We start from the raw sequence: 12,000 nt of genomic DNA, 5'->3' as shown, positions 1-12,000 counted from the left end.
TACGAGGTTAAATACAGCATCGACGTTTGCCCCGTCTGCTACGGTGACGGTCTGTATGGCCGGTTCCTCATACCCCGCAAGCAGAACGGTCACATTATAATCAGCCGGTGCAAGCGTAATTGTGCTGTTCGTCAGTTCTCCTGTATCCAGACCGTCAATCCATATGGCGGCTCCTGCGGGAACTGATGTGATTGTAAGGTTCCCCTGCGGTTCAGGAATGGTTACAAGGTTAAATGCGGCATCGACGTTTGCCCCGTCTGCGACGGCGACGGTCTGTATGGCCGGTTCCTCATACCCCGCGAGCTGAACGGTCACATTATAGTCAGCCGGTGCGAGGGCAAATGTGTAGTTTGTTATTTCTCCTGTATCCAGACCGTCAATCCATATCGCAGCCCCCGCGGGAACTGATGTGATTGTAAGGTCTCCCTGCGGTTCAGGAATGGTTACGAGGTTAAATACAGCATCGACGTTTGCCCCGTCTGCTACGGTGACGGTCTGTATGGCCGGTTCCTCATACCCCGCAAGCAGAACGGTCACATTATAGTCAGCCGGTGCAAGCGTAATTGTGCTGTTCGTCAGTTCTCCTGTATCCAGACCGTCAATCCATATGGCGGCTCCTGCCGGAACTGATGTGACCTGCAGGGAGCCGGTGAATCTACAGGATGCGTACTTCAGAGTTCCCGTGGTCTCATCAGAGTAGCTGATGGCCGGATGACTGGTAGTGTCGAAGGCAAGGGATGTATATTCGAACTTCCCCTCTCCGGTATCGATGGTCGAGATCTGCCATGCTGTCCCGTCAAGGCGGGCATACTTCAGATCACCGGCGGACGTGTCAGTATAACTGATGGCCGGATGACCCGTAGTGTCATATGCAAGTGAGGTAGACTCACCCGCATTTCCTGCAGCATCGATGGTTGTGATCTGCCAGTCTGTCCCGTCGTGGCGGGCAAACTTCAGGTCAGCGTTGGTGGCATCATAATAACTGATGCTGGGAGCACCCGCTGCATCAAAGGCAAGTGAAGAATACTGCCCCACCTCTCCTGCAGCATCGATGGTTGTGATCTGCCAGTCTGTCCCGTCGCGGCGGGCAAACTTCAGGTCAGCATTGGTGGCATCATAATAACTGATGGCGGGAGCCCCTGCTGCATCAAAGGCAAGTGAAGAATACTGCCCCAGATCTCCTGCAGTATCGATGGTCATAGTCTCCCAGCCTGCGCCATCGTTCCAGGCGTATTTCAGATCAAGCTGGGAGAAATTCTGGTAACTGACCGCCGGGTGACCGTCATTGTCCCAGGCAAGCGAGGTATACCATCCCACTGCCCCCGCCGTGTCGATGGTTGTGATCTGCCAGTCTATCCCGTTATGACGGGCATACTTCAGGTCTTCGTTTATCGCATCATAATAACAGATGGCCGCATGATTTTCAGCGTCCAGGATGAGTGACGTGTGATACCCCACACTTTTATCCGCATCGATGGTGTCCGTCTGCCACCCGCTGCCGTCGTTCCATGCATACTTCAGAACCCTTGCTTCATAATCCTGATAACTGACTGCCGGGCAGTCATCGGTTCCTATCGCAAGCGATGAAAACCGGCCGACATCAGTTGTAGCGTCGGCAGTCGTTATGTCCCATATCTCCCCGGCAGATACCGGTGTGAATAAAAGTCCTCCTGTAAGCAGAAGGACAACATACCATGTTAAATTTTGATACCTCAATGTAGGCACACCCCAGTCTACTACGACATGTCAGATGCTATAAATCTAACCCATTACTTTATATTGCAGCATTTTATCGTATAAAATCTTTTTTTATTGAAAAATGTGCTAATATATTGGAAATCCTGCAAATAACAGGGTATGATTAAGATTTTTCGCCCGTATCAGTTTGTTTTTTCCCGTTCCGTATATTTCAGGGGTTATTTTCATACAGTGGTGCGGGTCACCGGAACCTAAATAATACTCTTTTTACTGCCGTATCTCTCTCTAAAAACCCGTATTCGGTGAATATTCTGTGAAGATCTGTCTGATCCGATACCTCCCGGGATGGCTGGGGGATATATCATTTCTGTCCGTTTTATTTTACAATCAGAAATATAGTGATGTATGGAGGGCCATATGGGCTGCTCCTGCTCCTGACAGTGATCTGATAGAAAAGTGATATCAGCTGAGGGTGATATCACAGGGTTCTGCTGCATCTGCCCGGTAGCTGGGTCTGTTTGTCATATCATCTCACCACATGAAAATACCACTCGTAAATATGAAATTTCCGCTGGCATCGGCATACAGAAATTGTCTGTCATGGATTGTGTGAATTCTCAGACAAATTACGCAATAATTGGGGGGTTGCAGCAAAATTACGGGATCATTTCATTGTTGTGCAAAATATGACTTGTGGCTCAGATATTCTCTGTGCCCGCGTCGTTGTTCAGGCAAACCGTGATTACGTCTGGTAGCAGAGAGGGTATGCATGTCTGTTCAGATTGACACCACGTTTACCCCAGACCCGTCCTTCCGGCCCTACCTGATCGTAGTGACCGCATGCAGTATGCTGATCCCCGTATTTTTCCTGGGCCTGATGGCATTTGTCATCATGGAGGAAGGAGGGGGCAGTGTCCTCGCAGTGATAGCAGGAATTTTTGCGGTCTTTGCCGTGGCGGGCAGCCTCTGGGCCCACCTCTATTATGAAACGATCCGCTACCTTCTCACCCCGACTGAGATGACCTGGGGCCGCGGCGTCCTCTGGAAACAGACCGGCATCGTTCCCTACAACCGTATCACCAACGTAGACATCATCCAGGGCCCTGTGATGCGGCTCTTTGGTATATCAAACCTGCGCATCCAGACCGCCGGCTACTCGGCAAACCAGCTTGCAGAGATTAAACTCCAGGGCATCCGTGATCCCGAACCTCTTCGTGCCGTCATTATGGACTTCGTACGGTCCGGTCACCCTGTTGCCGCCGTCACCGGTGCGGAGACCACCGCAGGCCCCGCATCCGTCTCAGCAGCATCCCGGACAGGGCAGGGAGCGGATGCTGCCGTGCTGCAGGAACTCCGGGAGATTGCAGTGGTTCTGAAGAGAATCGAAGATAAGATGCAGTAATCGAAAGGAACAATTCTTCACTCATTTCTTCGTTTTTTTGTGCGGTCTTCCCTTTTCTTCCCACGTCTTTCCTTTTTCCCCGGTATCGGGGATTGATGAATGGGAGTGCACCGGCAGGATGAAGATAGGGAGGGGAAAAAGGGAGAATGCTATTAGCACCGGCGGACAACCATTCTCATAATGAGAGTGTATGCGAGACTGACGTTACTTGTCTGTATGTCCCTGTTCCTCGTCTGCGGGGCTGCTGTGGCAATCCAGCCGCCTGACCTGAACCGGACAGTCACGATTGACGGTGCCTCGGAGCTGGCGGCCTTCACCGAATCGCCTGCTGCAGGCGGATTTATTGCCGCGGGTGCCACAGAGGACGGCCCGGCCGTCTGGTTTGTCGCAGCAGACGGGACAGTCACCGGCAATATGACAGTTGCCATAGGAAATGCCTCGGTCATCCGCTATGTTCAGGAGAATGAGGACGGGTATAGTGTATTCACCGATACCCATGACTTCGCGGGAGTCAGTCCGAAAGGTGAGATCCTGTGGACATGGCATGTGCCCTGCGGTGAAGTGTCATCGGTGGATGCCGTCCCTGCAGGTGGTATCATTGCCGCCGCAAACTACCTGAACCCGACCATCTACCGGCTGGACGCAGACGGCACACCCCTCTGGAACAGGTCCTATGCTGACACCTCGGGTGCCGGTCTCGGACGTATCCAGTCTGTGAAGGCGGTTGATGGCGGATACATCGCGGCCGGCTATGCCAGACCCCTGATCACCTCTGCTGACTCTGCGGGGCTGGTGATGTACCTGGACGAAGAGGGCAATGTCATCTGGGAAGAACGGTATGGTGAGGAGGGTATCGGGTATGTGGTGAACATCAATCCCCTTCCCAACGGCGGGTATATCGCCCCTGCCCTCACCACGGCAGATGAGGCGGCAGTGCTCATCCTGAATGCCACCGGTGCCGCGACTGAGGTCTTTTCCTATCCCAAACGGATGGAACTGATATATTATGCGGATGCGGCCCCCAGCGGCGGTTACTATCTGCTGGGCTATGATGCCAGCCTTGTGAACGGTGACCCGCAGTTTCTTGCGATGGGCGTCTCCCCGGACGGAAAGGAGGAGTGGATGCACTGGTTTGGAGACATCCCTGTCCGGGCATTTATCCCCACCAGTGACGGGTTTGCTGCCGCAGGAGAGAACGGTGAGATCTCTTTTTTTACCTTCCATGAGACAGGTAAGGAGACCGACTTCTCTGACGCGTGGATGTTTATCTTTGTTATTCTCGCAGCATTCGGTGCCGGATACCTGATCTACCGGCAGCGCTGAGGATTTTCTTTCTCTCTTTCTTTTTTTATTCTGTTCCGGTGGCAGGTTATTGGTGTGCAAACCAGAAATCCGGTTTTTGCCTGTCATTCTCAGTATAACCCATATTTTCTGCCTGTATCTCAATTGGTGCCAAATAGAATACTTTTTGATGGATTGAATGAGAGGATAAATATACCTAACGTATCTGTATGCCTCTGACGGATTATGTCTCTCCCTGTTCCATGCAGATACACAAGTGAACCTTAGTGGTTACCATGTCAGTTCAAATAATAGAAGATGCACTGTGTCGTGCACTGGACGGGGATTTTACCTCCTCCCTCAGTCAGCTCAGTCAGGTGGACACAGACCCTGATACACAGAAACTTGTCGGACTTGTAGAGAATGCAATCGGGCAGATGAAGAAGTCTGCCGAGTATAAGGATATGCTCCGGGGGGTTGACGAATTCATTGCAAACTATCCCCACCCTCTGGCCATATATAGTGCAGACGGCACCTGCCTGATGCTCAATGATCACTACTGTGACCTCTTTCGCGATTCATGTGAGACCCTGATAAAAAAGTCATTGTCTGACTTTGATATCACAATTCTTGACGGTGACAGCCTCTTTGCCTCCCATGAGACCAAGAAGAATTCAGAGAGTGATCTGGTGGTCGCATGGGATGACGGGAGCAAGAACTACCTGAAACTCTATCAGATCCCTGTCAGTGACGGTGAAGGTGGTATCAGTGTGGTCTACCACATCTTCATGGACCAGACCGCGATCGTCGGGGAGCAGGAAGATTTACGGAGGCTGCAGAAGCGTGCGGACGCCTTCCTCAAGCAGAACCCGCAGGGCATCACCGTGCTTGCCCCCGACAAGCACCGCCTCGACTTAAACGAGGAGTATCAGCAGATCTGGCGCGGGGGCTACGATGATCTGATGGCCAAGAAACTCTACGACTTTGATATCAACATCGTCGGCGGTGACGACTTCTACGCCTCCTACGAGACAAAGCAGAAGGCGGTCACCGACATGGAGATTGCATGGGAGAACGGTGAGAAGTCGTACCTGCGGCTCTTCCAGACGCCCATTCTCGATGACGACGGCGAGATTGATGTCAACTACTACATCTATCAGGATCTCACTCCCGAACGGGCGCTCTCTCAGTTCATTGACCATGAGATCACCCGGCAGGCGGCAAATCTGAGCCTCCTCGCCCATGGTGACACCCGTTCGTTCGACCTGACGGTCGGAGAGACCAATGACTACACCGCCGATGCCGGTCTCCTATTCGTGGAGATGAATGCGAGCCTCGCCGCGGCACAGCAGGCGATCGGGGACATGGTGGAGGACTTCGTCGGTACCATGAAGGCGATGCAGAAAGGCAACAGCAGGGCACGGGCACACCCGGAGCAGTTTGAAGGCGTCTATGCGGTCATCACCGAGGGCTTAAACAATGTCCTTGAGGCGATCTTCGGGCCGGTCAATGAGTCCTACCGCGTCCTGAAGGTGTATGCAGATAAGGACTTCTCAAAACGGTTCAGTGATGCTGTTACAGCTGAAGGGGACTTCCTCAAACTGAAGAATGCCATCAATAATGTGGGTATCAATGTGGGCAGTGCACTCAGTGATGTGAAGACCGGCGTTGACAATGTGGACGCAAACATGGCCGATGCCTCCCGCGGTGTTGAGGAGATTGCAAAGGCAATGGAAGATGTGGCAGTCTCCAGCCAGCACTTAGCAGAGGCATCCCACCGCCAGCTTGAAGCAGTCGAGGTTGTGGCACGTGAGGTCTCTGACCTCTCTGCCTCCATTGAGGAGATCGCCTCCACGTCACAGGAAGTGATGTCCCAGGCAGATCATGTTTCACGGATGGGCAATGAGGCCTCCGCCATGGGTAAAGAGACCAACAATAAGATGAATGCGGTGGAGAAGATCTCAGAAGAGAGTGTCATCCAGATTGAGCAGCTCAACAAGAAGATGGCTGAGATCTCAAAGATTGTTAAACTCATCAATGATATCTCCAGCCAGACAAATCTCCTCGCCCTGAACGCCGCGATTGAGGCCGCACGTGCGGGTGAACACGGCCGTGGGTTTGCTGTGGTGGCAGGTGAGGTGAAAAATCTGGCTGCTGAGTCCAAGGCTGCCACCGGCTCCATTGAAGAGCTTATCGAAGGCATCCAGCATGACTCCAATACCACAGCAGCTTCCATGAAGTCTGCCTACAAAGAGATCCAGGCCAGCATGGAGAGTGTCCATCAGACCATCGCGTCCTTAAACGAGATCGTCAGCGGTGCCCAGGAGGCTTCAGAGGGTATCCATGAGATTGCCCGTGCCACCGATGATCAGGCGAATGCAACGAACCGTGTGATGGAGAAGATAGAGGAGACAACGACCCTCACCAAGGAGAATATGGCCCGCATCGATGATGTCGCAGCGGTGACTGAAGAGGTGGCGGCTTCCACTGAGGAGGTTGGCAGCGGCACCTATGAAGTGACACAGATGACAGAAAAACTGCGGACGATGGTCGACGTATTCCGGACAGAATGAGGGGGGCAACGGATGTCAAAGCTCACCGATGTTGTGGAATTCAGGATTGCAGGCGGGTATTATGCAATAGATGTCCAGATTGCAAGGGAGATCGTCGATATGATGACGATCACCCCCATCCCCGGGTCACCGGATTATATCACCGGTGTAACCAACCTCAGGGGAGAGGTCACCAATATCCTCAATCTCAGCAGGCTCATCGGACTCCCTGAGGCGGTTGCATCTGAGACGCAGAGAATAATCGTCCTCATGCCGGAGGCATCTCAGGGGTCAAATGTCGGCATCACTGTCGATGATGTGTGCAGCGTGATGCAGGTGGATGAGAAGGATGTGGAGGCACTGGGAGAGAGTCTCTCCAGTGATCTGACCGAGTATGTGAAGGGCATCATCAAGGTGAAAGATGATGCCACCGATACAATGCGTTTGATCATCTGGGTGGACATGTATAAGGTTCTTAGCCAGGTTCTCTCCTGATCATCCCCTCTTTTGTTTTCACCCGTAAATTTCTCAAAAAAAATAGTCAGATTTTTTTGCAGGAGACAACCAATCTTCACGTACATGGAGAGTGCTGTCACTGACACCGGCCCGGCGGTATGCCAGGTCACCCTCGCAGGCGGCTGTTTCTGGAATATTGAGGCAGGCTTCCGCGGAGTTTTTGGCATCCTTGCCACTGTGGTCGGGTATACCGGAGGGGATGAGGAACACCCGGATTATACCAGCGTCAGCACCGGAGAGACGGGCCATGCAGAGGCGGTCCGTGTTGCCTATGATCCGGCGATCATATCTTTAGCCGCAATTCTCAGCCGTTTTTTTGGTCTGCACGACCCTGCATCAGAGGAGTCGCAGGCCGGTTTTGACGGCTCCCAGTACCGGTCGGTCATCTTCTGCCACACAGAAGAGGACTGTTGGACGGCACGGGCATTCATCCGTGAAGAGGAGGCATCCGGGAAGTATACCGGTCCGGTTGTGACTGCCGTGCTGCCCGCGGTGACATTCTGGCCTGCTGAGGACTGCCACCAGCAGTATTATGAGAAACTGGGAAACCGCTACCGGCACCCCCTGTTCTGAAAAAAGAATTGTTCAGCAAAAATCTGTTCAGTTTCATAATCCGGATATATTTGAATGCCGTATCTGATTCGGATCAATTCTGGCTGATAATATGCTTTTTATGCCCTATCTGTGGCCGGATGCCTGCATTACAGCAGATTTCCATATATTTATCCAATGAGAATGCAAAGGTATTCGATAGCTGGCCCAAAAGGGGCGTGTCCGGGTGTATGCGAATGATGATGAAACGTGCTATTCCAGTGCTGTATGTTGCTGATGACCTCAGGGCATGTGAAGGATTTGACCATTTTCTGCAGAAGTCCGGGGAGATATCCATTGATTTTGCCTTCTCCACAGAGGAGGCCCTGGACCTGCTCTATAAAAATGAATATCACGTCGTCGTCTGGGAATATCACCTGAAAGGGACCGACGGCCTCTCGTTTCCGGACATTCTCCGCTCGCAGGGAAAGCAGATCCCGTTCATCATTGTGGGGGATGACACCGAAGGGGTGGTCATTGAAGCCATCAACCGGGGCACCGATTCCTTCCTGAACCGCGGAAAGAACCGGTTTAAGTTCTATATCGAACTCAGTCTCACGATAAAGAAGGCTGCCCGGAAGTATGCTGCCTCCGCACGGCAACAGCAGGAGGAAGGGCAGCAGCGGTCTCACGCTGCCGTTGTCCGGTCACCGAAGAGGAGACCCGATGAAAAGGATATCCTCATCCAGGAGGTGCATCACCGGGTCAAAAACAATCTCCAGCTGATATCAAGCATTCTCAGGATGCACAGTTACCGTACCGCAGATCCTGAGACAAAGGAGATCCTGGAGGACTGTATAAACCGTATCGCATCAATGGCCTTAATCCATGAATACCTCTATCGTTCAGATGATCTTGTGACGATACGGATGGCTGAATATGTGCCCTCCATTGTCAGGAGTCTTTCGGCTCAGAAGCCCTGCGGTATGGAACGGGTGGAGATCATCGCCCGCTGTGACCCAAAAATTTGCCTGGACGTCGATACCTGCATTCCCTGCGGTATCATCATCAATGAACTCATCACCAATGCCCTGAAATACGGGTTTGTCCAGGGGGAAAGCGGCGAGATTGTCGTCTCCATGGACTACTGCCGGAGGGGACTGATCCGTCTGGTTGTCTCGGATAGCGGGTCTGCGACAAAATCCGGTGTTGATCTGGAGAGCGATGAGACGCTGGGGATGCAGCTTGTGAAAAACCTGATCACCCAGATTGACGGCACACTCACGGTCTCAGAAGAGGGCGGTCTCACCTTCAGCATCGTCTTTCCGTACACAGAATAAATTCAAAAGAGATATTGACTCTCTCCTGAACCTATCTTACTGATATTTATCAGGAACAATACCATGATCTCCGGACTCAGGCGCCGCATCCCGCCAGGGATTGCAGCAATGCTCTTTTTCATTGGCCCCGGCCTGATTCTCGCTATTGAGGCGTCCGGGGAGAGTGGCATCACCGAACTCATCGCGGCAGGGTATGAGCACGGTTTTGCCCTGTTCTGGGTCATTGCTGCGGCCCTCATCTTCAAGTTTGCATTCACAAACGGCATTGCCCGCTACACGGTTGCGACCGGCACATCTATATTTGACGGCCTGCGCAGCATTCCGGGCCCGAAGAACTGGGAGGTCACCTTCATTGTGGCCATCTACTTCTTTGAGATGGTGGGATTCGGAGGCATCGCCCTCTTTGCAGGCAGCATGCTTGCAAAAGTCATCCCGGCAGCGGCACCTGCGGCGTATGCCTTTGCCCTCCTCATCTTTATCCTGCTTGTGCTCTGGAAAGACTCCTATGAACGCCTTGAACATATCATCCTCCTCATATCGGTGGTGATGTTTGCAGGCCTTGCGGCCCTCATTCTCACACTGCCGTTTCCTCTGGCTGCCATTGCTCAGGGTTGTATCCCCTCCGTCCCGGACGGGGCCCTCATCGAGACGATGGCCCTTCTTGGTGTGGTGGGTTCAGGTCTGAACCTTCTGCTCTACTCGGTCTGGCTGCACGAGAAGATGGGAGACCGGCATGGTGAGGCCTACTTCGCGAGCCACATGAAGAGCGTGAACCTTGATCTTGTCCTGGCCTTCCTGCTTGTCGGTGTGGTTGCCCTCATCTTCATGACACTCGGATTCTGGGGATTTGTGCATGAACATCTCACCGAGGTCGGTGTGGGGGTGGTCACCGAAGTGCTCTATGCATCGTTTGGCAAGATCCCGGGCGGGATGAATACGGTGATGTTTGTGGCGTTCGTCATCCTCACCGGTGCTCTGATATCGGGTATGGACGGGCGTGCACGGGCGGTCTCTTCGGTGGTATCACGGGCATCGGCCACCCGGTTTGATGAGCGGACCCTCTACCGGATGGTGCTTATTGCCTTTGCGTTCATCATTACGGCAGGTATCCTTTCGGGTGAGACGACATCTCTTATCCGGGCGGTGGCGGCCGTATCGTCGGTGATGTTCGGCCTGCTTGGGTTTATGCTCATATACCTCGACCGCCGCCTCCCGGTCTATGCCAGGGGTTCATCCCTCTGGGTGCTCACCGTCGGCTGTGGGAGCGTTCTCTTTCTTGGCATTGCCCTCATCACCGAACGGTCACTCCTCACCTTCGGCCTGCCGTTGGTGGAACATGTGGCGGTGGTTGCGATTCTCATCTATGCCTTCACGAAGACCTCCCTCTTTGAACGCCTCGTCACCGGCAGGGGGACGCTGGAAGACCGTGGCTGGATGATTCTTAGCTTTGGGGTGCTGGCCCTCTATGGGATATGCCGGGGGATTCTCTATAACGGGGTGATCATCGATTTCGCTGACCTCGGCCCGATGGTGGCAGGCATCCTCGGCGGGCCGGTTGTCGGTGGGTGTGTCGGTCTCATCGCCGCTCTCTTCCGGCTGAGCGAGGGGGGGCTGGGGGCCGTGGGCAGTGCGGTATCCGCCATATGTGCCGGTGTCATCGCGGCATACGCCGCCAGGATGTTCCGGAACCATCTCACCTACTGGCGGCTGATTGTCCTCGCGTGTGGGGTTGAATTCCTGCATGTATTCATCCTCATACCCCTCTTTGCCGGTGGCTGGGACTCGCTTGCGATGTGGCAGATCATCCGGGAGACCTATCTGCCGATGGCCGTTGCAAATGCCCTTGGTCTGGTCCTCTTCCTCTCCATTCTCAGGGAACGCGGCTATGAGATGCTGGAGCATACGGAGTACCTGTCGCTGAAGAAGCGGCGAACAAAAGAGATGCCGGAAGATCCGGAAGAGAGCAAGTGAGCGGTTAGTAGTCGTCTTCTGCGTTGATTTTTCGGAAGAGGCCGGAGAAGACTTCCCGCGGGTAGCTGACACCGCGTACCCGCATCTCCCATCTGTCGGCCTGTATATCTCCTTCCCATATCTCTTCTGGAAAGAGGGAGCGGACCTCGGGGTGGGTGAAGTAGTGGGTTTGCACGCCGTCCCCGCGGAGAAAACTGTTCTTCTCTGCAGGCCTGCCTTTACCACAGCGAAAATCGGATACGGAGAATTCGCGGAAGAAGAGTGTGCCACCGGGAACAAGCACACGCCCGAACTCCGCTGCCGCCCGGCAGCGGTCCTCTTCTCCGAGTGCACCGATGATGTGGACGGCAAGGACGGCGTCAAATGCGGCATCGGAAAAGGGGAGAGACCGGACATCTGCCTGCACGAGGCAGGCGGCGGGCACGGCCGCCCGTGCAAGCCCAAGGGCGGATGTGGCGATGTCGCAGCCGGTTGCATCGCATCCGTCACGGCAGAGTGTGGAGAGCGTCTTGCCGTTGCCGCATCCTGTCTCCAGCACCCGTGTGCCGGGCGAAAAGGACGGTATGCCGGTGGCTGCTCCCTGCCAGAGGGCGCCTCTCTGCCGGTAATTGTTCTCCCATGGTTCCATCTCTGTCTCTTCCTTTCCTGCCCGGCAGCATAACGCCCGCAGGCAGTATTGTGGTATATGGTTTCTCTACACCCCATATCC

Annotated in this window: 9 protein-coding genes; 7 read left to right on the top strand and 2 right to left on the bottom strand. The window is 53.8% G+C overall.

All coding sequences use genetic code 11. The annotated features are described in order from the left end of the window. Positions 1–1,716, bottom strand: a 1,716-nt coding sequence (locus MKMG_RS05050) for a PEGA domain-containing protein (protein WP_165076315.1), incomplete at its 3' end; no start/stop codon positions are given. A gap of 751 nt (positions 1,717–2,467) precedes the next feature. On the opposite strand from MKMG_RS05050, the gene MKMG_RS05045 reads away from it, so the two are divergent. The 7 genes from MKMG_RS05045 to MKMG_RS05015 all read left to right on the top strand — a co-directional run bounded on the left by MKMG_RS05045 (position 2,468) and on the right by MKMG_RS05015 (position 11,291). Further along, positions 2,468–3,100 (top strand): PH domain-containing protein, encoded by a 633-nt coding sequence (locus tag MKMG_RS05045; RefSeq protein WP_165076313.1) that lies wholly within the window; start codon positions 2,468–2,470, stop codon positions 3,098–3,100. Between the two features lie 180 nt (positions 3,101–3,280). Continuing rightward, positions 3,281–4,423: a hypothetical protein gene (locus MKMG_RS05040; protein WP_165076311.1), complete on the top strand. Its 1,143-nt coding sequence runs from the start codon at positions 3,281–3,283 to the stop codon at positions 4,421–4,423. A gap of 254 nt (positions 4,424–4,677) precedes the next feature. Next, a complete protein-coding gene (locus MKMG_RS05035; RefSeq protein WP_165076310.1) occupies positions 4,678–6,954 on the top strand; it encodes a methyl-accepting chemotaxis protein in 2,277 nt (758 codons plus the stop codon). 12 nt (positions 6,955–6,966) lie between these two features. Beyond that, positions 6,967–7,428, top strand: a complete 462-nt coding sequence (locus tag MKMG_RS05030) for a chemotaxis protein CheW (protein WP_165076309.1) — start codon at positions 6,967–6,969, stop codon at positions 7,426–7,428. An 84-nt stretch (positions 7,429–7,512) separates the two neighbouring features. After that, positions 7,513–8,022, top strand: coding sequence for a peptide-methionine (S)-S-oxide reductase MsrA (msrA, locus tag MKMG_RS05025; protein ID WP_165076308.1), 510 nt, complete (start codon positions 7,513–7,515; stop codon positions 8,020–8,022). 215 nt (positions 8,023–8,237) lie between these two features. Next, positions 8,238–9,320, top strand: coding sequence for a histidine kinase dimerization/phosphoacceptor domain -containing protein (locus MKMG_RS05020; protein ID WP_165076307.1), 1,083 nt, complete (start codon positions 8,238–8,240; stop codon positions 9,318–9,320). 63 nt (positions 9,321–9,383) lie between these two features. Then, positions 9,384–11,291 carry an Nramp family divalent metal transporter gene (locus MKMG_RS05015; RefSeq protein ID WP_165076306.1) on the top strand — a complete coding sequence of 636 codons (1,908 nt, stop codon included), beginning with the start codon at positions 9,384–9,386 and terminating at the stop codon, positions 11,289–11,291. Between the two features lie 4 nt (positions 11,292–11,295). Here MKMG_RS05015 and MKMG_RS05010 read toward each other — a convergent pair whose 3' ends face one another. Beyond that, a complete protein-coding gene (locus MKMG_RS05010; RefSeq protein WP_165076305.1) occupies positions 11,296–11,919 on the bottom strand; it encodes a class I SAM-dependent methyltransferase in 624 nt (207 codons plus the stop codon). Between the last annotated feature and the right edge of the window lie 81 nt (positions 11,920–12,000).

The sequence above is a fragment of the Methanogenium sp. MK-MG genome (genome assembly GCF_009914725.1).
Taxonomy (GTDB): Archaea; Halobacteriota; Methanomicrobia; order Methanomicrobiales; family Methanomicrobiaceae; genus Methanogenium.
The sequence above is the reverse complement of the archived record's forward strand: the minus strand, read 5'-3'. Positions and strand labels throughout refer to the sequence as shown.